Origin of the sequence: Candidatus Pelagibacter sp. HIMB1542, from assembly GCF_052047835.1 — a bacterium.
Classification (GTDB): Bacteria; Pseudomonadota; Alphaproteobacteria; order Pelagibacterales; family Pelagibacteraceae; genus Pelagibacter.
Genome location: NZ_JBNAJB010000002.1, coordinates 455,641 through 480,137, shown reverse-complemented (window position 1 = coordinate 480,137; position 24,497 = coordinate 455,641). Strand labels below are relative to the sequence as shown.

Genomic DNA, 24,497 nt, shown 5'->3' with positions numbered 1-24,497 from the left:
GAACTCTCATTCAAGGGGTTTAAAATTTAAATTTAAGCTGTTAATTATTCAGTAGCTTGCTTCATAGAAAGTTTAACTTTACCTCTATCGAAACCTATCACTTTAACTTTAACTTCATCACCTTCTTTGACAACGTCAGTTACTTTAGCAACTCTTTTATCTGCAAGTTCTGAGATATGAACAAGTCCGTCTTGTTTTCCTAAGAAATTAACAAATGCGCCAAATTCCATAATCTTCATTACTTTACCTGAATAAATTTTATTCAATTCAGCTTTTGCAGTTATGTCTTTAATCATCTGCATTGCGATGTTTCTAGATTCTTCATCTGGAGCAGCAACTGTTACCACACCTTCGTCATTTACATCTACTTTCGCACCTGATTTTTCAACTATCTCTCTGATTGTTGCACCACCTTTTCCAATGACAGCAGCAATGTCTTTTTTATCAACATTAACTTGTTCCATTTTTGGAGTGTGTTTTCCAACATCAGATCTTGAAGCTGATAATGCTTTATTCATTTCTCCTAAGATATGAACTCTTCCATCTTTAGCTTGGCTTAATGCTTGCTCCATGATTTCAAATGTAATACCTGTAATTTTGATATCCATTTGAAGAGAAGTAATTCCATCTTTAGTTCCAGCAACTTTAAAATCCATATCCCCTAGGTGATCTTCATCACCTAAAATGTCTGATAAGACACTAAAGTCATCACCTTCTTTAATTAAACCCATTGCAATACCTGCAACTGGCTCTTTAATTGGCACTCCCGCGTCCATTAACGCTAAAGACGTTCCGCAAACAGTAGCCATAGAAGAAGAACCATTAGACTCAGTTATTTCTGAAACTACTCTAAAAGTATATGGAAATGCCTCTTTCGTTGGTAATGAAGAGTTAATCGCTCTCCAAGCTAATTTACCATGTCCGATTTCTCTTCTACCAGTTCCAATTCTTCCAGTTTCTCCAACTGAAAAAGGAGGAAAATTATAGTGAAGCATAAATCGTTCTCTCTGAAGCCCATCTAAACTTTCAATTCTTTGTTCGTCATCAGAAGTTCCAAGAGTTGCAACAACAATTGCTTGAGTCTCACCTCTGGTAAATAATGCAGAACCATGAGCTCTAGGTAAAATACCCACTTCACACTCGATAGGTCTTACATCAGATAAACCTCTTCCATCAATTCTATTTTTATTTTTTAGGATATCAGTTCTAACAATTGATTTTTCTAGACTTTTTAGCTGACTATTAACATCAAGATCTGTGTAGTTTTCATCTTCCTCATAAAGTTTTTTAGCTTTATCAGTAATTTCAGAAATTTGATTTGATCTATCTTGTTTATCTCTTGTAGCAAAAGCTTTTTTAAGATCTTCAGTAAAAGTTTCCTCAAGTTTTTTCTTAACTTCAGATAAATCTTTTTTCTCAACTGTCCATTCAGGTTTTCTACATTCTTTTGCAAGCTCCTCAATCATTTCAATCACTGGAACAAAGCCTTCATGACCAAACTTAACTGCATTTAACATTTCTTCTTCAGTTAAACCGCTTGCTTCTGATTCAACCATAAGCACAGCGTCTTTTGTACCTGCTACAACTAAATCTAATTTTGATTTTTCTAACTCTGCTTTAGATGGGTTTAAAACATATTTTCCATCAATGAATCCAACCCTTGAGGCTCCTACAGGTCCCATAAATGGCATACCTGATATAGCTAATGCTGCCGATGAAGCAGTGATTGATAAAATATCTGGTTCGTTTTCTTTATCGTATGAAATTACAGTAGGTAATAACTGTACTTCATTTTTAAATTCATCTGGAAACAAAGGTCTGATTGGTCTATCTATTAATCTAGAGATTAATGTTTCGCTCTCAGTTGGTCTTGCTTCTCTTTTAAAATATCCACCTGGAATTTTTCCAGCTGCATAATATTTCTCTTGGTAATTTACAGATAATGGAAAGTAATCCATATCAGGATTTACTTTTTTTGCCCCCACTACTGTTGCTAGTACGACTGTTTCTCCACATGTTGCGATTATTGCACCGTCTGCCTGTCTTGCTACTTTACCTGTTTCTAAACTTATCTTCTTTCCCGCTACTTCAATTTCCTTCTTGTATACTTTAAACATTTCATTTCCATTTCGTTTCGTTCGTTTCGTTCCATTCCATTCTATCTATCTTGACTTCTATTTTCTTAAATTCAATTTCGACAGTACATTTTTGTAAGAATCCATTTTGTTTTTTTTTAGGTATTCCAACAACTTCTTTCTTCTATTTACCGCTCTCAACAATCCAACAGATGAATGTTTATCCTTCTTGAATTGCTTAATATGCTTAGAGAGAGTTTCAATTTTCTCTGTTAGCAAAGCGATTTGGATTTCTGAAGATCCAGTATCTTTATCGTGCATTGCTAATTCTTGTGCCTTTTTATTCATGCCTCTTTCTTCCTATTTATTTGTTTGTTTTATTAAGTTTTCTATTTTTTCCGCATACTCAAAAGACTCATCTTTTCTAAAAAGTAATTTTGGTAAAAATTTCATAACCACTTTTTGTGATAAAATTTTTCTTATTAAAAACGAGTATTCTTTCAAAACATTAATTGTTTCTTCAGCATCTTTTCCTCCCAATGGAAGAACATATGCTTTAGCAATTTTTAAATCAGGACTCATTCTAACCTCAGTAACTGTTATAGTATTTGTTTCTAAATTCGGCACCTTAGCCTCATTTCTTATAAAAATCATGCTTAAAGACTGCTTAATCATCTCTCCAACTCTAAGCTGTCGTTGTGATACTGGTTTTCCTATTCTATCAGCCATTAAATTGATCTCTCTGTAGATGTGACACTAAATGCCTCTATTGTGTCGTTTTTTTGGAAATCCATATAATCTTTAACGGTAATTCCGCATTCTTGACCATCACTAACTTGTTTTACTTGGTTTTTTTCTCTGAAAATTGTTGAAACTTTTCCTGTATAAATTATTGCACCGTCTCTAATAATTCTTACATCAGAATTGCTATTTATTTCACCTTCTGTGATTTTTGAGCCTGCAACTTTTCCAGCACCTGAAACTTTAAATATCTCAAGAATTTGCGCTGTTCCAGTAATTGTTTCTTGAACATCAGGAGATAATAGCCCAGACATTTTTTGTTTAACATAATCCAACACTTCATAAATGATATTATAAGAAGAGATTTTTATTTTTTCATTTTCAGCAAGTTTTTTAGCCTCTTTGCTTGGTTTAACATTAAAGGCTATTAGAACAGCATTAGATGCTTTGGCCAATGTAACATCGGTCTCAGTTACCATTCCAATGTCTGCTAAAATTATTTTTGGTTTTACTTCTTCATGTTTAATTTGAGCAATTGCATTTTTGATAGCCTCAGATGATCCTTGTACATCGGATTTAATAATTAAATTTAATTCCTCAGAAGACTTATCTGAAAAAGCAGAATCTTGTGTTGCAAAGGTTAACGGGTTTTTTCCATTTTTGCTCTCTTGAGCTCTATTTTCACTCAAAGTTTTAGCTTCTTTTTCAGTGTCTAAAACAATAAAATCATCTCCCGCTTTAGCAGCACCATTTATACCCAAAACTTCTACAGGGGTTGATGGTGGGGCCTCACTAATATTTTGACCTTTATCATTAATTATTGCTCTAACTTTTCCCCATTTTAAACCACTTACAAAAAAGTCTCCCTTTTTAAGAGTACCTGTTGTTACAATAATATTTGCAACCGGTCCTCTGCCAACGTCTATTTTTGACTCTAAAACGATTCCTGTTGCTTTAGACTCATAATCAGTCTTAAGATCTAAAATTTCAGCTTGTAAAATAATAGACTCAACTAACTTATCTAAATTTTGTTTAGTTTTTGTAGAAACTTCAACCATTAAAGTATCACCAGATAAGTCCTCTGCTATCAATTCATGTTCAAGTAATTGGTTTTTAATTTTCTGTGGATCAGCTTCAGGAAGATCACACTTATTTATAGCAACTACTATTGGAACATTTGCAGCTTTTGCATGTTTTATAGACTCAACTGTTTGTGGCTTTACTCCGTCATCAGCCGCAACAACCAAAACTACTACATCTGTTAATTTTGATCCTCTAGCTCTCATTTCTGTAAAAGCTGCGTGACCTGGGGTATCTATAAAAGTTAATTTATTATTTTGACTTTCAATTTGGTATGCTCCGATATGTTGGGTAATTCCACCAAACTCTCCTGAAACAACATTAGCGCTTCTTAAAACATCTAAAACAGAAGTTTTACCATGATCGACGTGACCCATAACCGTAACAATAGGTGGTCTATTTTTTAAATTTTCTACTCTAGTAGCCTTTATTTTTTGAATAATTTCCTCTGCTTTTTCTTCTCTTATTGGATTATGTCCAAATTCCTTAACTAGAAATTCAGCTGTATCAGCGGCTAAAGTTTGATTGATTGTTACAGTTACTCCCATTCCAAATAAATATTTAATTACATTGCTAGACTGTTCCGCCATTCTATTTGCTAACTCTCTAACAGTAATTGCTTCTGGAATATTGATGTCTCTTTTTACTGGTTTTGAATTTTCTTGTGCCTCTTCTTTGGAAGAGTTTTTCATCTCTTTTTGTCGAGCTCTTTTAACTGATGCTAAACTTCTTTCTCTTGCTTCTATTTCGTCGCTTAATGCTCTTGAAACAGTTAGTTTTAATTCTCTTTTTTTTGTTCCAGCTTTTAAAGTTTTTTTATCTTTTTCACTATCTCCCTTAAGTCTTTTGGTAGCTCTTTGCTCTGCCAGTTTTCTTCTTTCAAAATCGCTTGTAATTGGAGGAGATTTTGGTGCAAAAGATGGTTTTAATGGTGCACTTCTATTAAATGAAGTAGTAGATTTTGATTTTCCTACACCAGGTCTAAACGATCCACCTCTATTGGTGAATTTTCCACCTTGTTTTTCAATAACTCTAGAATTTTTTCCTTGAGTTTTAGCTATCTCAATATTTCTTATAGATTTCTTTGCAGAGCCGGATATTGTTAATTTTGTTTTTTTCTCCATTGCTCATCTCTCAATCTTTATAAATTATATTTCTAGCAGACATAATTAATTCATCTGCCTCTTCTTTAGATAAAGCAAAATCCTCTAAATAACCCTGAATTTTAACTCTCTCTCCTTTAACTACGTCATAGCCACCAGTAAGTTCATCAGATGCAAGATCTGCAAAATCTTCTAATGTTAATATTTTTTGTTCACCCAATGTAACTAACATTCCTGGGGTAAGACCTTTAAGGCTGATAAGAGCATCTTGTAGACCTAGCTCTTTAATTCTTTCAGATATATCTTCTTGATCTTTTTGATGAAACTCTTTTGCTCTATCAATTAAGGCAATAGCTGTTTCTTCTTCAATTCCCTCTATTTTAGTTAAATTTTCTGGCAAGCTGTCTTTAATATCGTCTATTGTTGAAAAACCTTCAGCAACTAATAACTGACCTAAAGTTTCATCTAATTCCAAGTTTTTAACAAAGTTATCTGTCTTTTCTTTAAATTCTAATTGTCTTCTCTCGGAGTCTTCCGCGTCAGTCATAATATTAATTTCATAATTTAACAACTTAGTTGCCAATCTTACATTTTGACCCCTTCGACCAATCGCTTTACTCAAATTTTCTTCTGTTAGAATTACATCAAGTTTTTTTCTTTCTGCATCTACATTCACTCTTTGAACTTCTGCAGGAGATAATGCGTTTGACACTAATATTGCAGCATCCTCTGACCAATTCACAATATCAATTTTTTCTCCTTGAAGTTCATTTACAACTGCCTGAACTCTAGAACCTCTCATACCAACACAAGCTCCAACTGGATCCAATGATGTATCAACCGCTTTAACACAAATCTTTGCCCTACTTCCAGGATCTCTTGAAGAAGATTTAATTTCTATTAATCCATCATATATTTCTGGAACCTCTTGAACAAAAAGTTTCTCCATAAATTTTGGGTGAGCTCTAGATAAGAAAATTTGTTGACCTCTTGGCTCTCTCCTTACGTCATAGCAATAAGCTTTTACTCTATCACCAGCTTTAATATTTTCTCTAGGAATTAATTCATTTTTTTGAATGATTGCTTCTGTTCTACCTAGATCAACAATAACACTTCCAAATTCTAATCTCTTAACAATACCACTTAAAATTGTATCTTTTTTATCAATAAAGTCGTTAAATTGTCTTTCTCTCTCTGCTTCTCTAACATTAAAGCTTATTACCTGTTTTGCAGTTTGAGCAGCTATTCTACCAAAATCAAAAGATGGTAATGGCTGAAGAACTTCATCACCGATTGATTTATCTTTATTATTTTCATTAAGACTTATCGCATCTTCTAATTTAATTTCTGTATTTGCATTTTCAGGATTTTCAGAAATAACAAGTTTTCTAAACAATTCTATGTCTCCATTATCTCTATTAATTGAAACTTTAATTTCATTTTCTTGACCAAACTTAGATTTAGCTGCTTTAGCTATTCCCGTTTCCATAGAACTAATTATAAGTTCTTTATCTATCGATTTTTCCAAAGCTACTGCTTCAGCAATTCTTAATAATTCTAATTTATCTGCTCTTTTATTTAACATTTTTTATCTACTCCAAAAAAAAATGGGCCAAGGCCCATTTTGATAATTCAACAATGTAAAGACAATATAATAAAGTTTTTTTTTAATTCAACTGAAACTATTTAGAAAAAACATTGATTTTATCAGTTTTTTCCCACGAAAATGATCCATCATCTCCTGAGGTTCTACCAAAGTGACCATAGGCTGCTGTTTTTTCATATATAGGTCTATTAAGGTTTAACATCTCTCTAATTCCTCTAGGACTGAGATCAAAATTTTCATTAATCTTTTGAACAACAAATTTATTTTTATCTAAATCATTATCAAACAAATCAACATAAATTGATAAAGGTTTTGAAACTCCTATTGCGTATGCTAACTGTATCAAACATTTATCTGCTATTTTTGAAGCAACAACATTTTTAGCAATATATCTTGCTGCATAAGCAGCAGATCTATCTACTTTTGTAGGATCCTTGCCTGAAAATGCTCCTCCTCCATGAGGCGCTGCTCCACCATAGGTGTCTACAATAATTTTTCTTCCTGTTAAACCACAGTCTCCATCTGGACCACCTATTACGAAATTACCAGTTGGATTTACATAAAACTCTTCCTCATTAAAGTCTTTAAGAAATTTTTCAGGAATTGATTTTAACATGTACGGTCTTAATAATTCTCTTACCTGTGCTTGATTAACATCAGAAGAATGTTGAGATGATATAACAACAGATTTTACTTTGGTTGGTTTTCCATCAACATATTCGAATGTAACTTGGCTTTTTGAGTCAGGTTCAATATTTTTTAATTTACCAGATTTTCTATCCTCGGCCATAAGTCTTAAAATTTTATGCGAATAATGAATTGGTGCTGGCATTAATACATCTGTTTCGTTACATGCATAACCAAACATTATACCTTGGTCTCCTGCACCCTCATCTTTATTTCCAGATGAGTCCACACCCATTGCAATATCAGCTGATTGAGAATGCAAATGACTTTCTATTTTTGTTGCTTCTTTCCAGGTAAATCCTTCCTGATCATATCCAATATCTTTTATGCAATTCCTTACTTTTTCGATTAAATCATCATTTTTAATCTCAGGTCCTCTTACTTCACCTGCGAGCACAACTTTGTTTGTTGTCGTTAAAGTTTCACAAGCAACTCTTGAATAAGGATCTCCAGAAATGTAACTATCAACAACCATATCAGAAATTCTATCTGATACTTTATCTGGATGTCCTTCTGAAACTGACTCGCTTGTAAATAGGAAATTTTTTAAATTACTCATTATTAATTCTATTAAATGAAAATATTAAAAAAATATACAATAAAATTATTAAACCAAAAATTTTATTTCCATATTTAGAAAAGACTGTTGGTTGAATTTTTCTCATTTTCGTAAAATCAATATATCCAACTTCATTGAAGTTAATTTTTTCCTCAACGATACCGAGAGGATTTACTATCGCAGCTATTCCGTTATTAGCTGATCTAATTACATATTTTCCACTTTCGATAGCTCGAAATATACTGTGAACAAAGTGTTGTTCTGGTCCTATTGATTGACCAAACCATCCATCCTCTGAAATATTTACTATTATATCAAAGTCATGATTTTTATATAATTTTCCAGAATAAATTATCTCATAACAAATTAATGGTAAAAATTTTATAGAAAAATTTTTTTGATTTAACTCTATAATTTCCCTTTTTTGACCTTTTGAGTAAGATTGATAATTGTTAGTTAAAGATTTGAGACCTAGTTTTTTTAATAAATTTTCCATGGGTAAAAATTCGCCAAACGGTACAAGATTTATTTTATTATAATAATTTAATAAATTAAGATTATGGTCATAAACTGATAAAGAATTGTAATACTTAACTTGATCATTAACTTTTGATTTATTGTTTATACCTAAAATAAGTAAATGATTTTTGTTAAAACTTTCATTAAATAAATAATCATAACTTTGAATTTGATCCTGAGAAATTCCAGGCAATATGCCCTCTGGCCAAATGAAAATTATTTTCTCTTTCTTGTTTGGTGAGCTAATATTTATAAGATCTTCTATACTTGATAAAGGACCCTCTCCTGAATAAAACCTATCTAAAGAAATATCAGTGCCAACTAATCTTATTTTATATTCAAGTTTTTCAACATCACTATTGTAAAAATCCTGCTTATTTGAATATCCAAAGAAATAAAATAATAAAAATATTAATGGTAAGATTAAGCAAAAAATTAAATCTTTTTTGTCATTCCGTAAAATGAAGAGTGCAGGACTTAGAAACAAAGTTATACAAAATAAGTTGAAAGAATATGTGCCTATTAAAGATGTTATGCTTAGAATTTCTAAATGATTTGAAAAACTATATGCAATTAGGTTCCAAGGAAAACCCGATAAAATTGAACCTCTAATGAATTCTAGAAAGCCAAAGATTACAGAAAACAATAAAATTGAACTCAAAGTTTTATTTGGTTTAAAGAAAATAAACAAATAACAAACAAAACCGTAAAATAACGCAATAAAAGAAGGAACTAAAATTAGAGCAAATGGAATTAAAAATTTAAAATTTTCATCAAATGTGAGTGAAATAGAGATCCAATATATATTTGTTAGAAAATATCCAAATCCAAATAACCAGCCATAGAAAAAAAATAATTTATGTTTACTCTCTTTTTTTTTAATCAAAAAAATAAAGAATAAGCTAAAGGATATAAAATTAATTATTAATAAATTGAAAGGTGGTAAACTTAATGAAGTTATCGCTCCAAGAAACAATAAATAAACTACATCAATATATAAATTTTTTTTCAATTTACTTAATTTTTGAGATAACTGATTTAAATATTTTTTCTTCTTCTTTTAACATTTTTAAATAGTCTTTATTCTTTACATGATCAAATCCTAACAAGTGTAAAAAACCATGAATAAATGTTTTAATTATTTTTTCCTTAAATTGGTTGTCTGTTTGGGATTTTGGTTTATTCATAAAATTAAGACTAATAATTATATCTCCCAGGTAAGTTTGCTTTGATATTTTTAATATTTTGTTAGACGGGAAAGATAAAATATCAGTGGATTTATTTTTATTTCTAAATTTTTTATTTAAAATTTTAATTTTTTTATTATTTGAAAGAAGTATGGATAAACTTATTTTTTTATTTAAAAATTTATATTTTTTTGGAAAAGCATCACAAATACTTTTAAAAAAAAAATCTTTTTTTTTAAGTTTTTTAGACCAAGCCTTCTCTTCTGAGAAGACGTTTAAATTAATCATTTTTAGAGTAGGCTTTTACAATTTTAGAAACCAGTGGATGTCTAACTACATCTGAATGATCAAAGTCTATAACTGAAATTTCATTTAGATGCCCCAATAATTCTTTTGATCTAACTAATCCTGAGATACTTTTGTTAGGAAGATCTATCTGAGTAGGATCTCCATTAACTACAATTTTTGAATTTTCACCGATCCTTGTTAAAAACATTTTTATTTGTGTATCCGTTGCATTTTGTGCTTCATCTAATATAGCAAAAGAATTTTTTAGTGTTCTACCTCTCATAAATGCCAAAGGAGCGATTTCGATATCACCAATTTCGATCATTCTTTGTATTTTTTCAAAATCGAATAAGTCATACAAAGAGTCATATAAAGGTCTTAAATACGGATCTACTTTTTCTTTCATGTCTCCGGGTAAAAAACCAAGTCTTTCTCCTGCTTCAACAGCAGGCCTAGATAGAATAATTCTTTCTATTTTTTTTTCTAACAACATAGTCAAACCAACTGCTACAGCTAAAAAAGTTTTTCCTGTTCCAGCTGGACCTGCTGAAATTACAATATCACTTTGTCTTAGAGCTCTGACATAGCTTTTTTGTTTTTCGGATCTGGGAATAATTGATTTTTTTGGTGTTTTTATAATATCAGTTACATTATTATTTTTAACCTTTTCTTTAATCATAAATTGATCAACTGATGAAATAAGATCTTTATTTTCGATTGAACCATTATTTATAAATTGATTAGTTAAAAATTGAATTGCATTTTTTATTAATTCATTTTTTTGTGGATCTGATTTTATCATTATTGAATTTCCCCTAGAATACAAACTAGAGTTAGTCATCTTTTCTAATTCTTTTAAATTTTTATTAAATTCTCCAGCAACCCCCATAAGTAATTCATTATTGTGAAATATTACACTTAATGAATTGTTGTCTGAGTAAACAAATTTTAAAGTGGTATCGATTTTTTTTTTAATTGTATTATTCAAAGATTATGCCACCTTTTGATCTGGGTTGCTTAACAATTCTCCAAACAGTGTAGTTCTATTACTATTTGTAATTTTTACTTTCACAATTTTTCCAATATGTTCTCTTTTACCATTAAAAATTATTGATGTCATATATTCACTTCTACCAAAAGCTTTGGATTTATCTTCAGTTAAATTTTCAACCAACACATCAATTGTGCTATTTTCTAATTTTTTGTTCATTTGGGTTTGATTTTCAGCTAATAAATTTTGAATAAATTCTAACCTTTTCATTGAAATTTTTTTATCAATTAAATCTAAACCTTCTGCCTTAGTCCCAGGCCTTGGACTAAAAATAAATGAGTAAGAATTTATAAAATTAACTTTTTTAATTAAATCGACTGTACTTTGGAAATCTTCTTCAGTTTCACCAGGATAAGCAATAATAAAATCACTAGAAAATTCAATTGATTGATTAATTTTTTTCAATTCGTCATAAACTTTTAGATAATGATCTATTTTGTGTTTTCTATTCATCAACTTTAAAATCCTATCAGATCCACTCTGAACTGGAAGATGGACTAAAGGCATTAACTTTTTAGAGACTTTATATACTTCAATTAAATCATCAGTCATATCTTTTGGATGTGAAGTTGTGTATCTAATTCTTTTTACATCTTTAATCTTTTCAATTTCTAAAATTAAATCAGATAGCCTTTTACTATTATCATTGTAAGCATTTACATTTTGTCCCAAAAGTATGATTTCTTTTGCTCCATTATCTGATAAATAATTTGCCTCCTCAATTATTTGATTGAATGGTCTAGAATATTCTGGTCCACGAGTATATGGAACCACACAAAAATGACAAAACTTATCACATCCCTCTTGAATAGTTAAAAAAGACGAAACCTTACCTGCCTCATTCTTTATTTTACTAAAATATTTAAATTTTGAAACAGCATCAAAATCTGTTTGTTCAATTTTTTTTCTTTTTTCAATATGATCCAGAATTGTTTCATTAATTTTATGATAGGCTTGAGGGCCAATTACTAAATCTATATAAGGTTCACGTTTAAGCATCTCTTGATTTTCTGCTTGAGCAACACACCCTGCAATTATTACTAGTGGTTTTCTTTTAGCTCTAAAGCTTTTTTTAACTCTTCCTATTTCAGAATAAACTTTTTCTTTTGCCTTATCTCTGATGTGACAAGTGTTCAATAAATAACAGTCAGCTTCTTCTAGGTTTTCACTTTTTTGATAACCAATTTTCTTTACTGAGTCAAAAATTCTATTTGAATCATATTCATTCATTTGACAACCAAACGTTTTAATGAAAATTTTTTGCATTTTAATTTAGGATTTTTTTTTTATCCCGTAAAGTTCAAGCTTGTGATCAACTAAAGTGTAACCATATTTATCTGCTACCTTTTTTTGAAGTTTTTCGATTTCTTCATCAACAAATTCTATTATTTCACCTGACTTCACATCTATTAGATGATCATGATGTCCTTCATTAAGCTCTTCATATCTTGCTTTTCCACCTTTAAACTCATGCTTAGTAAGTATTCCAGTTTCTTCAAATAATTTTACTGTTCTGTAGACGGTAGCAATACTTATTTTATTATCAATCTTTGAAACTCTATTGTAAAGTTCATCAACATCAGGATGATCAGTAGACTCGGACATGACCTGAGCAATTATTTTTCTCTGATCTGTCAATTTCACACCTTTTGCTAAACATTTTTGTTCAATTGTTTCAGACATAATTTAATTTTAACTTATATAAATAGGGTTAATCAAATTTTTTTTAATTTTAAATTTATCACACAAATAAGGGACATTTTCATATTTTACATCTTTTTCACCTTTAAAATCTTTTAAGCTATAGCAATAATAATCGATATTTTTTGCTAATTTGAGAGCCTTCACAACAGAAATAGAATTTCTAATCCCTGCAAAACTTCCTGGGCCTCTGTTAATGTATATTTTATTAATATCCTTCAATTCAAATTTATTTAATTCTAAAAATTCTTTTATTATCAAAGTTAATTTTTCATAATTTATTTTAGTATTCTCATGAGTAATATTGTAAATATGATCATTAGCTATGATCATTAAAAAAATTTTATCTCCAGCTACATCAATTATAAGTTTATTCATTTTATCTTTGTTTTTTAGTTTTAGTTCTAAATCAGATGAAAATAATATCAAATTTTATTCAGAAGATAATGGGATTTTATCAATAATGTATCATCGTTTTAATGAACATAAATACCCGTCAACTAATATTAATATGGAGGTATTTAAGAAGCACTTAGAAATTGTTAAAAATTCTAAATATAATTTTCTTAATCCTAATGAATTTAATTCAAAATTTAAAACTTCAAAATCAGAAAAAGAAGTTTTGATAACAATTGATGATGCATTTGAATCATTTTACAATGAAGCTTGGCCACATTTAAGAGATAACAAAATTCCATTTATACTTTTTGTTTCAACAGAACCAGTTGGGAACAAAGGTTATATGACCTGGGATCAAATTAGAGAAATTGACGCAGTGGATTTTTCTTTAATTGGACATCATTCACATAGCCACGAATACCTAATAGAAGAAACTGAAGAAAATTTCATTTTAGATATAGAAACTGCAAACAAGATTTTTAAACAAGAACTTAATTATATTCCTAGTCTATTCTCTTATCCATTTGGCGAATATTCTAAATTTATGAGAGATTATATTTCTCAAAACTTTAAATACGCATTTGGTCAACATTCGGGGGTTATTGATCTTAACAAAAATAAATTTGAACTGCCAAGATTTCCGATAAATGAAAAATATGGAGAGCTTAAAAGATTTAGATCTATAATTAATTATTATCCTTTAGAATATAAAAGTTTATCTCCAAGTGAAAAACAACTTACAATAAATGATAATCCACCAAATTTTAAAGTTGAATTTTTTAAAGAACAAAAAAATTTAAGCAATATTACATGTTATTCCAACGAAGGAGACAAGTGGGATAAATCTAAAACTAATTTATCTAATCAAATCTTAACTATTGAATTTAGAGAACCTTTTAAACCTAGAAGAGGCAGAATAAACTGTTCTTTAAAAGATAATGGCAAATGGAGATGGTTTGGAGTTCAATTTCCAATCAAGAAAAATTAAATCAAGCTTTCTAGATCCTTACTAGATGGCAATAATCTTGCCTCATCAAAATCTTTCAATTTATTTTGATTTATTATTTTTTGGAGAACTTCGATATACTGATTTCCTGTTTCAGCATATTTATCTAAATGTTTAGATAAAATTATACTATCAAGTGGTTTATCATTACTTCTCAACTCACTCCTAGCTTTTCTTAAATTTATGTAAGATTTATGAGTATTTAAATTTCTTAAATATGCTCTCACAGATAGTTGTAAACTATTAAATTTCATGACTTTATGAGTCTCACCTTTCTCAGCTTCTTTAGGTTTTAAACCTTTGCCAGACCACGTCCATTGACCAAATAAAGCATTTCCTTTTCTTGCAAATCTTGAAGTTCCCCAACCTGTTTCTTTTGCTGCTTGTGCAATTGCTAAAGATACTGGAATTTCATCCATTCTTACCTTTAATGATGAAAAATCATTTTGCCTAACACCATATTGCTTAAATTTTTTCTCAAGCCATTTTTTTTCGATATCAGTATTGCTACTTTTATTTAAAATCGTAAAGAGTCTTTTTCTATCTATTCTAATTTTAGTGTTTTCTTTAACAATCAATGGAAGGATTATTTTAATAAACATCTCCTTTTTTTTCTTTGAACTAGAGATGTCATTTATTTCGTTTGGAAGAAGTCCTATATCGATAGGTTTTACAAGTTTATTTTCCCTCACATCTTTTAAGCTGTAGTTTACTTCTTTAAATAAGGAATTAATTTCTGAGGTGGTATACCTTACAAGATTAATTTCTGAATTATTTTCCTCTAAAATATCATAAAGTAAATCCATCTCATCTACTTCACCTGTAATATTTTCTTCTATTAAATTGTTTGTATTAAGTTTTTTCAATAAAAGATTTTTAGAATTATTGGTAAATTCTTTATGATTAAAATTTTTTTCAGCAAAGTTAATAAACATAGGAGTTATATAAAAAAATGAAATTAAAAAAATTCCACTTAACATAAATCTAGAAATAGAATTAATGCTTTTATTTTTACTAAATTGAAATTTGATTAAATTTTTTTTCATAAAGTTTTAAATCGCGACAACTTCTTTTACCTCTGGAAGATAGTGACATAGAAGATTTTGCACCCCTTGCTTTAAAGTCATTGTTGAACTTGGACAGCCTGAACAACTTCCTTGTAGTTGCACTTTTACTATTCCATCTTTAAATTCTTTAAATTTTATATCACCACCATCTCTTGCAACTGCAGGTCTAATTTTTTGATCTAAAATTTTTATAATTTTTTCCTCAATTTCACTTAGATTTTTATTGTTCTCTTCTTCATCTTCATCAATGACGTATTCTTTACCATCTAAATAAAAATCGTTTATTAATGAAATAACAATATGTTTAATTTCGTCCCATTTGATTTGGTCACTTTTATTAACTGAGATAAAATCCTGTCCTAAAAAAATACCCTCAACCCCATTTACTGATAAGATATTTCTGACCAAATCATTATTTATTTGATCCTTATTTGTAATTTCATAAGGACCACTATTTGATACTTTCTTCCCGGGAAGAAATTTCAAAGAGTTAGGATTTGGCGTTATTTCTGTTTGTACAAACATGTTGTAAATATATATAGAGCTTATTTCTAAAATTTAAACTTGATATTTAAATTATATTAAAATCCTAGTATTTCTTTAATTCTATCTATCTTTTTTGATGCAATTAAGTTTGCTTTTTCAACTCCTTCTAGAAGGATTTTATCTAAATAAGGTTGATCATTTAAAAGTTTTTTTATTTCTAAAGATATAGGTTCAATCTTTTTAACCAATAAATCAGAAAGTTGATTTTTAAATTCAGAAAAATTTTTACCTGAAAAATTTTCGACTGTATTTTGTAAGGTTGAATTATTTAAGCTAGAATATATTCCAAGAAGGTTTCTTGCTTCTAATCTATCATTTAATTCTTCAACACTACTTGGCATTGGTAACGGATCAGTTTTTGCTTTTTTTATTTTATTTACAATTGCATCTCTGTCATCTGTTAAATTAATTCTGCTTAAATCTGATAATTCAGATTTACTCATCTTTTTTGATCCATCTTTTAAACTCATAATTCTAGAAAATTCTTTTTGAATTAAAGGTTCAGGTACTTTCAAAAAGTTATCTTGATCAAAATCGTTATTAAACTTTTGAGCAATATCTCTACATAGCTCAAGATGTTGTTTTTGATCATCACCAACCGGGACATGAGTCGCATCGTACAAAAGAATATCTGCTGCCATTAAAACAGGATATGAGTACAGTCCAACGCTTGCTTTTTCTTTATCTTTACCTGCTTTTTCCTTGAATTGTGTCATTCTATTTAACCAACCCATTCGAGCAACACAGCTCAAAATCCAAGCTCCCTCTGAATGAGCTGCTACACCAGATTGATTAAAAATAATACTTTTTTTTGGATCAATTCCACTTGCTATAAAAGTAGCTACGGTCTCTCGAATATTTTTTTTTAGCTCTTTTGGGTCTTGTTTAACTGTAATTGCATGCAGATCAACCACACAGAATATACAATCATTATCAACGTCATTATTAAGGTCTACAAAGTTTTTGATTGCACCCAAATAATTACCGAGGTGAAGATTACCTGTTGGCTGAACACCAGAAAATATTTTTTTACCCATATTTTTAATAGTTTATTTTAATATCACTAATTTTAAAAGCTTTGATGAAATAACAAATAAATATGTAAAAGAATAGTGCAAATAATACGCTTAAGATTAAATAAATTGATTTAAAGGTATGATAAAATGAAAGTTGATTTTCAAAAAAGTTTAATAGAAAATTAAAAAATAATCCCATTAAAATTGATGCAAAAATTATTTTAAAGAAATTTAAAAAAAAGTTATTTTGAAAATAGAATAAATTATTATTTTTTAAATATATAAAAAGTACTACTGCATTAAACCAAGATGAAATTGAAGTTGCAATTGGAATTATAATAAAACCTATTTTGTTAAAATAATAAATACTAATCAAAATATTTAAAAGGACCGAAATTAACGAAATATAAAATGGTATTTTTGTATTATGATTAGCAAATAAAAAACTTGAAAAAACTTTTATCAAAGCAAAAGCGGGTAAACCTAAAGCAAAATAGAATAAAGAAAGACTTGAATTATTAACAGATTCTTTATTAAAGTTACCATAACCAAACAACGCTGAAATTATTTCCTCTGAAGCAATCACTAAAGCTATCGTTGCTGGAATACTTAAAAATAAACTCAACTCTAAAGCTTTGTTTTGAATAAGAGAAATTTTTTCTTTATTTTTAGAATCTATAAACCTTGAAAGTTGTGGCAAAATTACAACTCCAATAGCAATACCAGCTATTGCTAGATTGATCTGATAAATTCTGTCTGCGTAATAAAGATAAGAGACTGCGCTAGCTTGAAAGGAAGCAATAATTGTTCCAACCAAAATGTTGATTTGCGTTACGCCAGATGAAAAAATGCTGGGTAATAGTTTTCTAAAAAAAAACTTTACTTTTTCATCACTTGCTAATTTAAATTTAAATGAAAAAAATCTTTTAACAAAATAATATAAAAAAATTAATTGTAAAAAACCTGCTAAAGATACACCATAAGATAAATAGTAAACAAGCTCATCTCCTAAAGCTTTAGAAAATAATAAAACAATTATTAAAATAACATTTAATAAAATTGGTGCTGCTGAAGCTGCAGCAAATTTATTATGAGAATTTAATATTGCAGAAAAAAAAGATGCTAAACTAATAAATAATAAAAAAGGAAAAGTAATCCTTGTTAAACTGATAGCTAAATCCATTTTTTCTAAATCATCTACAAAACCTGGGGCAATAATTGATACAAATCCAGGCATAAAAATTTGAACAACTATTGTTAAAATTAAGAGACCTAAAAATAAAAGATTAAAAATATTATTTGCAAAATCGTTTGCAGATTTTTTTCCTTTGTTCATTTCAGAAGTATAGCTAGGTACAAAGGCTGCATTGAAAGTTCCTTCTGAGAATAATCTTCTAAATGTATTTGGAATTCGAAATGCTACAAAAAAAGCATCTGCCAACAAACCTGTTCCAAGAAATATTGCAATTAATATGTCTCTAATATATCCAAGCAATCTGCTAATGATGGTATAAAAGCCAAATGTGCCTGTTGACTTAATTAAGTTCATAAATCATATTAGTCTTAATTTTACCCTAATTGTATACTTATTATCAGAATATATAGATCAAATATTCCAAATAATAAAAAATATAAAATAGATAAAGTTTGTATTCAGTTTAATAAAAATGAAAAAAACAAAGATTGATCATTACACAGATAAAGAAGCTTTAGATTTTCATAAAGATAAGAAACCTGGCAAGATCGAAATAATCTCTTCCAAAAATATGACTACAAAAAGAGACCTTGCTCTTGCTTATTCTCCAGGGGTTGCTGCCCCAGTTAAAAAAATAAGTGATGATCCAGAAGCAGCTTATGATTATACGAGTAAAGGAAATTTAGTAGCCGTAATTAGTAATGGTTCTGCAATTTTAGGATTGGGCAACTTAGGTGCATTAGCCTCTAAACCAGTTATGGAAGGAAAGGCAGTACTATTTAAAAGATTTGCAGATATAGATTCGATTGATTTAGAAATAGACTGTAAAGATGCTGATGAAATTATCAATTCAATTAAAAACTTTGCTCCGAGTTTTGGAGGAATAAATTTAGAGGATATAGCTGCACCAGATTGTTTTATCATAGAGCAAAAACTTAAAGAAATATTAGATATTCCTGTGTTTCATGATGATCAACATGGAACTGCAATTATCACAACAGCAGCTTTACTGAATGCACTCGACATAAGTGGAAAATCAATCAAAGATATAAAAGTTGTAGTTAATGGTGCTGGTGCATCTGCTCAGGCATGTACAGAGTTATTTATTAACTCAGGTGTAAAATCTGAAAATGTAATAATGCTAGATCGAAAAGGTGTGATTTATAAAGGAAGAGCGGAAGGTATAGATCAATGGAAATCAAGATTTGCAATTAATACAGATTTAAGAACTTTAAGTGATGCAATTAAAGGAGCTGATGTATTCTTAGGATTATCTTCTAAAGGTGTTTTGAAGAAAGATATGGTTAAAAGCATGTCTAAAAATCCAATTATATTTGCATGTGCAAATCCTGATCCAGAAATTACACCTGAAGAAATAAACGATGTAAGAAATGATGTGATTATTGCAACTGGAAGATCAGATTATCCCAATCAAGTAAATAATTTAATTGGATTTCCTTACATATTTAGAGGTGCGCTAGACGTGAGATCAAAAACAATTAATGAAGAAATGAAAGTTGCTGCTGCTGAAGCTATAGCAAAACTTGCTAGAGAAGATGTTCCAGATGAAGTTGTGGCAGCCATGGGAGGTGAAAGGCCTCATTATGGAAAAGATTATATAATCCCATCAACTTTTGATCCAAGATTAATTAGTGTTATTCCAGCTGCTGTAGCTAAGGCTGCTATTGAAAGTGGGGTTGCTAGAAAAAAAATTGATAATTTTGAAATCTATAAAGAGCAACTTAAACAAAGATTAGACCCAACAGTTACAATTATGCAAGGTATAAACTCGTTCATTAAAAAGAATCAAAAAAGAATTGTTTTTGCAGATGGTGAAGATGAAAATACTTTAAAAGCTGCAATAGCATTTAAAAATTCAAAACTTGGTATTCCAATTTTAGTTGGTAAAGAAAGTAAAATTAAAGAGCAAATTAAAAATATCGGTTACAGCGAAAATTTTGATATCGAAATTACCAATTCAAAAGATGAAGAAAAAAGAAAAAAATACGTAAATCATCTATTTAAAAAACTTCAAAGAGAACAAGGTTTATTAGAAAGAGATTGTGATCGAATGGTCAGAAACGATAGAGTAGTCTGGGCTACTAGCATGGTGGCTTGTGGAGATGCGGATGGTGCAGTTACAGGAAATACTAGACGTTTTGGAGCATCTCTTGAAAAAATTAAACAAGTTGTTGATGTTAGAAAAGGTGAAATAATGTTTGGACTAAACATGGTTGTCAATAAGGGAAAAACTATTTTCATTGCAGATACAAGTGTTCATGAATACCCTACATCAGAAGAAATGGCTGAGATTGCAATTTCAGCTGCAAGAGTAGTAAGACTTTTTGGAATTGATCCAAAAATAGCATTTGTTTCACATTCCACATTCGGACAACCTTTGACAAGTAGAACAAAACATATTCGTACGGCAGTAGATATTTTAAAAGATAAACAAGTTAATTTTGAATTTGACGGTGATATGCAGCCTGATGTTGCTTTAAATCCTGATTATGAAGAACTGTACCCTTTTGCAAAAATAGTAGGTAAAGCAAATATTCTGATAATGCCTGGACAACATAGTGCAGCTATATCTTATAAACTAATGAAAACTTTAGGTGATACTAAAGTTATAGGACCCTTATTGATTGGACTTGGTTTGCCAATTGAAATTGCTCCTCTTAGATCTTCAACATCAGAAATTATCAATTTAGCTTCAATAGCTGCTTATTCATCTGAGGTAATTGAATATAAAATAGATTAATTTTTTTGAATTCTCAAATCTTCAAGTAGCAAAATACTTGCAACAACATCTTCTACATCAAGAATTTCTTTTGCTTCACTGATAACCATTTCTTTTTCTTCATCGGTTAAAGCTATTCCATAAACGTAAATTTTCTTTTTATAAGTATCTATTTGATAATTTGTTGCTTTGATATTTTTATTTACTATCAAGGCAGTTCTTAATTGAGACGTTATAAGTAAATCTTTTGCTGACTGCTTAAAATTAAATTCCTCTTTTATTTTGATATCATTTCTTACCGATCTAGCACCTTTTGTTTCCCAGGCAATTTTAGTAATTTTTAATTTTTCTTCTGGTGCATCAACCTTTCCAGTAATAAATATTCTTCCATCCAAAACTTTAGTTTTAACTTTTAAAAAATGTTTTTTATCCATAGCAAGTATTTTACTTGAAATTGTTTTTTGCATAATAGAGTCATCTATTTGTGTTCCGACAGTTCTTGGGTCAATTGCTACTGATACTCCTGTACCGAATAAACCGGTTGAGCTAACTCCTGGCACACAACCTGATAAAATAATCGATAAAAAAATAATTATTAAAATTTTAAATTTCATTTTTTAATTTTAAGCAAAAATTATAAACCACTTTTTTGGGAATATTTTTATTGCTACATATTAAATCTGCGATTTCTTTTGTAGTTAATTTGTTGATCATTTTCTTTATCAAATTAATATCTGATTCACTTAGCTTTTGGGAATTTTTTTCTTCTTTTTTTTCAGAAATAACTATTGTTAACTCGCCTTTTAAATCATTGTTAAATAATTCCAATTCATCAATATCCTTTCTAATATACTCTTCATACAATTTAGACAGCTCTCTACAGAAGACTATTTTTCTTCCATTAAAAAAATTTTTAAATGCAGGAATAAGTTTATTTATTTTTTTTGGTGATGAAAAAAAAACTAAACTGTGATTAAAATTTGATAGTTTTTTTAATTCATCTTCAATTTGATTTTTTTTTTGTGGTAAAAAACCATAAAATAAAAACTTATCTGAAAACCCACTTGCTGCAACAGCGGTTGTAACTGCTGACGGTCCAGGTATTGAAAATATATTAAGATTATTTCTTATACATTCATTTACCAATACTAAACCTGGATCGGAGATACTTGGAGTTCCCGAATCTGATATAAGTGAAATTAATTTACCTGATTTTAAATATTCAATTATCTGTAATGTATTTTTTTTTTCATTGAATTTATGATTTGAAATCAATTTTGATTTAATTTGATATTTTTCTAATAAATTTTTAGAAACACGTGTATCTTCACAAAGTATATAATCTGATTTTTCCAGAACCTCTAATGATCTAAATGATATATCTTTTAAATTACCTATTGGTGTTGCTACTAAATAAAGCCCATTTTTATAATGATTTGATTTAAATTGTGGTTTTGTCATCATAATTCAGCTTAAAAATTATATAATAACATCAAAATGAAAAAGATTATCAAAATTATTTCTATTTCTTTACTTCTCTTATTCTTAAACTTCTTAAATTTAGTTAATGCCAATGAAAAAATAAAAATTGGACTGTTAGTTCCGATGACCGGAGAAAATAAAGATCTAGGGTCATCTATTATTAAGGCTGTAAGTTTAGCTGTCAAAGATATTAATAATGATTTAATTGAAATTTATCCAAAAGATACCGCAACAAGAGCCAACCAAACTCTTAAGTCTGCTTTTGAATTAAAACAAATAGGAATAAAAATTGTTATTGGACCAATATTTCATGAAAGTTTAACTTATTTAGATGAAATGAAAGATTTAACTTTTTTATCATTAACAAATAAAACTTTAGATTTACCTGAAAATGTAATTTCTGCTGGAATAAATTCCACATCACAGTTTAATACTATAAAAAAATTTTTAGATAATAATAATTTACAAAAAACTCTTTTTTTAACACCAATTCAGAATTTTGAGTTTGAGGTCAAAGATGGTGTTAAAAATTCCAAAATAAAAGTTTTTAAAAATTTCGAATATGATACTGAACCAACAAAACTTACAAAACAAATTGAGGAAATAACTAAATACAAAATTAGAAAACAAAATCTAGCAGATGAAATAAGAAGAATTCAAGAGTCAAATGAACCTAACAAAGAAAGAAAAATTAAAAGCTTGGAAAAAAGATACACAATTGGAAATGTAAATTTTGATTCAGTTGTTATATCTGATTTTGATGAAAGTCTTAAAAGTGTTGCAACCTCTTTACTCTACACTGATGTGTCTCCAAAAAATAAATACTTTATCACACTTAACCAATGGTTTGATGAAAGTTTAATAGAAGAGACAAATATTCAACCAATTTATTATCCATCAATTAACAAAGAAAATTTTGATGATTATAAAATTAAATATTTTAATGCTTTTAATCAAGACCCGTCCCACTTATCGCTGTTAAGTTATGATTTGGTTGGTTTAGTATATTATCTTTCATTGAAATCAGATCTTTCGAAAATGGATAAATTATTTAAGAAAAAAAATTCTTTTAAAGGAAAGATAGGAATTTTTGATATTAAAGATAACAAAATTAATCACAGATTAAATTTTTATAAAATAGAAAATAAAAAACTTACAGAAATCTTTTAAGCTTTTTAAAAGCTTGATAGCGATGGTCCATTTTGTATTTTTGAGATGGTTTCATTTCACCAAATGTTTTAGATTTTTTTAGTGGAATAAAAATTGGATCATAACCAAATCCATTTTTCCCCTTTGGCTCATTTGATATTCGACCCTCAACTTTGCCTACTACACAAGTAATTTTTTTATTTAAATGCGAGATTGATAGAGCACAAACAAATCTTGCTTTAATTTTTTTATTTTTCCAATTCTTATCTTTTTTATCTAACTCTCTAAATACTTTTTTAATAGCTTTATTAAAATCACCAGATTTTCCTCCCCATCGTGCAGAATAAATTCCAGGTCTTTTATCTAAATGATCTACCTCCAAACCAGAGTCATCGGCCAAACATATTAGGCCAGTCTTTTTAGAGAAATGTTTTGATTTAATTAAGGAATTTTCCTCAAAAGTTTTTCCATTTTCAGCGGGGCTTTTAAGTTTAAAATTAGAAGTAGAGTAAATTTTGATGTAATTTGGTAATAAACTCCTTATTTCTCTTAATTTACCCTTGTTGTTAGTGCCTATGAGTAATTGTTTAATTTTTTGCTTAGACATCTAGAAATAATTAAATTCCTTACCATATATGAGCCTATGGAAAAAGAAGAAAACCAAATCAATACTCCAGAAGACGAAAATCAGAATTTAGAAAAAGAAACAGAAAAACCTGAGGAAAACTCAGCAGGTGAAAATAAACAAGAAACACATCAAGAAACTAAAGAAGAAATTAAAGAACCAACCCCAGAAGAAAAAATTGCTGAACTAGAGGATAAACTGGCACGAACTTTTGCTGAAATGGAAAATCAAAGAAGAAGGTTTGAAAAGGAAAAAGAGGATGCCTTTGAGTATGGAGGCTCTAGCTTTGCTAAAGAAGCATTAAATTTAATTGATAACTTAGATCGTTCTAAACATGTTTTAGAAAGCGATGACAAGTTAAAAGAAACAGACGCTTTAAAAAAGACACTGGAGCATTTAGAAATAATAAAGAAAGATTTAATTTCTATTTTTGAAAAAAACAATATTAAACCAATTGATTGTATTAACAAAAAACTAGATCCTAACTTTCATCAAGCAATGATGGAGATTGAAGATGACACTAAAGAAGCTGGAACGATTGTTCAAGAAATTCAAAAAGGCTTCACTATTAAAGATAGACTTTTAAGACCCTCATTAGTTGGTGTCTCAAAAAAAATTACCAAAAAAGAGGAAAAAACTGAACAAAATCAGGAAAATTCAGGAGACAAATAATAA

At 29.0% G+C, this 24,497-nt stretch carries 23 protein-coding genes; 4 read left to right on the top strand and 19 right to left on the bottom strand.

Features of this window, described 5'->3' with window-relative positions:
* Nucleotides 1-44: 44 nt before the first annotated feature.
* The 12 genes from pnp to ACTTBI_RS06760 all read right to left on the bottom strand — a co-directional run bounded on the left by pnp (nt 45) and on the right by ACTTBI_RS06760 (nt 12,975).
* Complete coding sequence (gene pnp / locus ACTTBI_RS06815; protein ID WP_440648192.1) at nt 45-2,117, bottom strand: polyribonucleotide nucleotidyltransferase; 2,073 nt, start codon at nt 2,115-2,117, stop codon at nt 45-47.
* Nucleotides 2,118-2,174: 57 nt separating this feature from the next.
* On the bottom strand, nt 2,175-2,423 hold the full coding sequence (rpsO, locus tag ACTTBI_RS06810; protein ID WP_075485648.1) for a 30S ribosomal protein S15: 249 nt from the start codon (nt 2,421-2,423) through the stop codon (nt 2,175-2,177).
* Between the two features lie 12 nt (nt 2,424-2,435).
* Nucleotides 2,436-2,804 (bottom strand): 30S ribosome-binding factor RbfA, encoded by a 369-nt coding sequence (gene rbfA / locus ACTTBI_RS06805; RefSeq protein ID WP_075485631.1) that lies wholly within the window; start codon nt 2,802-2,804, stop codon nt 2,436-2,438.
* Nucleotides 2,804-5,020: a translation initiation factor IF-2 gene (infB, locus tag ACTTBI_RS06800; protein ID WP_440653341.1), complete on the bottom strand. Its 2,217-nt coding sequence runs from the start codon at nt 5,018-5,020 to the stop codon at nt 2,804-2,806. Before infB ends, rbfA begins: the two co-directional genes overlap by 1 nt.
* A gap of 10 nt (nt 5,021-5,030) precedes the next feature.
* Nucleotides 5,031-6,584, bottom strand: coding sequence for a transcription termination factor NusA (gene nusA, locus ACTTBI_RS06795; protein ID WP_440653339.1), 1,554 nt, complete (start codon nt 6,582-6,584; stop codon nt 5,031-5,033).
* A 97-nt stretch (nt 6,585-6,681) separates the two neighbouring features.
* A complete protein-coding gene (gene metK / locus ACTTBI_RS06790; protein WP_440653337.1) occupies nt 6,682-7,851 on the bottom strand; it encodes a methionine adenosyltransferase in 1,170 nt (389 codons plus the stop codon).
* The gene (gene lnt / locus ACTTBI_RS06785) at nt 7,844-9,382 is read right to left on the bottom strand and encodes an apolipoprotein N-acyltransferase (protein WP_440653336.1); all 1,539 of its coding nucleotides are present in this window, start codon (nt 9,380-9,382) and stop codon (nt 7,844-7,846) included. Before lnt ends, metK begins: the two co-directional genes overlap by 8 nt.
* A gap of 1 nt (nt 9,383) precedes the next feature.
* Nucleotides 9,384-9,845: an rRNA maturation RNase YbeY gene (ybeY, locus tag ACTTBI_RS06780; RefSeq protein WP_440653335.1), complete on the bottom strand. Its 462-nt coding sequence runs from the start codon at nt 9,843-9,845 to the stop codon at nt 9,384-9,386.
* Nucleotides 9,838-10,833, bottom strand: a complete 996-nt coding sequence (locus tag ACTTBI_RS06775) for a PhoH family protein (protein WP_440653333.1) — start codon at nt 10,831-10,833, stop codon at nt 9,838-9,840. Before ACTTBI_RS06775 ends, ybeY begins: the two co-directional genes overlap by 8 nt.
* Nucleotides 10,834-10,836: 3 nt before the next feature.
* Nucleotides 10,837-12,162 (bottom strand): tRNA (N6-isopentenyl adenosine(37)-C2)-methylthiotransferase MiaB, encoded by a 1,326-nt coding sequence (gene miaB, locus ACTTBI_RS06770; protein WP_440653332.1) that lies wholly within the window; start codon nt 12,160-12,162, stop codon nt 10,837-10,839.
* A 6-nt stretch (nt 12,163-12,168) separates the two neighbouring features.
* A complete protein-coding gene (locus ACTTBI_RS06765) occupies nt 12,169-12,579 on the bottom strand; it encodes a Fur family transcriptional regulator (RefSeq protein ID WP_440653331.1) in 411 nt (136 codons plus the stop codon).
* Nucleotides 12,580-12,588: 9 nt separating this feature from the next.
* Complete coding sequence (locus tag ACTTBI_RS06760; RefSeq protein WP_440653330.1) at nt 12,589-12,975, bottom strand: peptidase M22; 387 nt, start codon at nt 12,973-12,975, stop codon at nt 12,589-12,591.
* Nucleotides 12,976-12,982: 7 nt separating this feature from the next.
* On the opposite strand from ACTTBI_RS06760, the gene ACTTBI_RS06755 reads away from it, so the two are divergent.
* Entirely contained in the window at nt 12,983-13,984 is a 1,002-nt protein-coding gene (locus ACTTBI_RS06755) for a polysaccharide deacetylase family protein (protein WP_440653329.1), read from the top strand.
* Here ACTTBI_RS06755 and ACTTBI_RS06750 read toward each other — a convergent pair.
* Genes ACTTBI_RS06750 through murJ form a run of 4 tightly spaced genes read right to left on the bottom strand, consistent with a single transcriptional unit; the run spans nt 13,981 to nt 18,180 of the window.
* Nucleotides 13,981-15,048 carry a glucosaminidase domain-containing protein gene (locus tag ACTTBI_RS06750; protein ID WP_440653327.1) on the bottom strand — a complete coding sequence of 356 codons (1,068 nt, stop codon included), beginning with the start codon at nt 15,046-15,048 and terminating at the stop codon, nt 13,981-13,983. The genes ACTTBI_RS06755 and ACTTBI_RS06750 overlap by 4 nt on opposite strands.
* A 6-nt stretch (nt 15,049-15,054) precedes the next feature.
* Nucleotides 15,055-15,594 carry a NifU family protein gene (locus ACTTBI_RS06745; RefSeq protein WP_440653325.1) on the bottom strand — a complete coding sequence of 180 codons (540 nt, stop codon included), beginning with the start codon at nt 15,592-15,594 and terminating at the stop codon, nt 15,055-15,057.
* A 56-nt stretch (nt 15,595-15,650) separates the two neighbouring features.
* A complete protein-coding gene (gene trpS, locus ACTTBI_RS06740) occupies nt 15,651-16,652 on the bottom strand; it encodes a tryptophan--tRNA ligase (protein ID WP_440653324.1) in 1,002 nt (333 codons plus the stop codon).
* A 4-nt stretch (nt 16,653-16,656) separates the two neighbouring features.
* The gene (murJ, locus tag ACTTBI_RS06735; RefSeq protein ID WP_440653323.1) at nt 16,657-18,180 is read right to left on the bottom strand and encodes a murein biosynthesis integral membrane protein MurJ; all 1,524 of its coding nucleotides are present in this window, start codon (nt 18,178-18,180) and stop codon (nt 16,657-16,659) included.
* Nucleotides 18,181-18,298: 118 nt separating this feature from the next.
* Here murJ and ACTTBI_RS06730 point away from each other — a divergent pair, with 118 nt between their 5' ends.
* On the top strand, nt 18,299-20,587 hold the full coding sequence (locus ACTTBI_RS06730) for an NADP-dependent malic enzyme (RefSeq protein ID WP_440653321.1): 2,289 nt from the start codon (nt 18,299-18,301) through the stop codon (nt 20,585-20,587).
* Here the strand turns inward: ACTTBI_RS06730 and ACTTBI_RS06725 are convergent.
* Nucleotides 20,584-21,180: a BON domain-containing protein gene (locus ACTTBI_RS06725; protein ID WP_440648164.1), complete on the bottom strand. Its 597-nt coding sequence runs from the start codon at nt 21,178-21,180 to the stop codon at nt 20,584-20,586. The genes ACTTBI_RS06730 and ACTTBI_RS06725 overlap by 4 nt on opposite strands.
* Nucleotides 21,170-22,030 (bottom strand): 16S rRNA (cytidine(1402)-2'-O)-methyltransferase, encoded by an 861-nt coding sequence (rsmI, locus tag ACTTBI_RS06720; RefSeq protein WP_440653320.1) that lies wholly within the window; start codon nt 22,028-22,030, stop codon nt 21,170-21,172. The genes ACTTBI_RS06725 and rsmI overlap by 11 nt, the downstream gene beginning before the upstream one ends.
* A 33-nt stretch (nt 22,031-22,063) precedes the next feature.
* Between rsmI and ACTTBI_RS06715 the strand changes: the two genes are divergently transcribed.
* Entirely contained in the window at nt 22,064-23,218 is a 1,155-nt protein-coding gene (locus ACTTBI_RS06715; protein ID WP_440653319.1) for an ABC transporter substrate-binding protein, read from the top strand.
* Here ACTTBI_RS06715 and rdgB read toward each other — a convergent pair.
* Complete coding sequence (rdgB, locus tag ACTTBI_RS06710) at nt 23,202-23,804, bottom strand: RdgB/HAM1 family non-canonical purine NTP pyrophosphatase (protein ID WP_440653317.1); 603 nt, start codon at nt 23,802-23,804, stop codon at nt 23,202-23,204. The two genes, ACTTBI_RS06715 and rdgB, sit on opposite strands and share 17 nt — an antisense overlap.
* Before the next feature lie 36 nt (nt 23,805-23,840).
* On the opposite strand from rdgB, the gene grpE reads away from it, so the two are divergent.
* Nucleotides 23,841-24,494, top strand: coding sequence for a nucleotide exchange factor GrpE (grpE, locus tag ACTTBI_RS06705; RefSeq protein WP_440653315.1), 654 nt, complete (start codon nt 23,841-23,843; stop codon nt 24,492-24,494).
* The last annotated feature ends 3 nt before the right edge of the window (nt 24,495-24,497 follow it).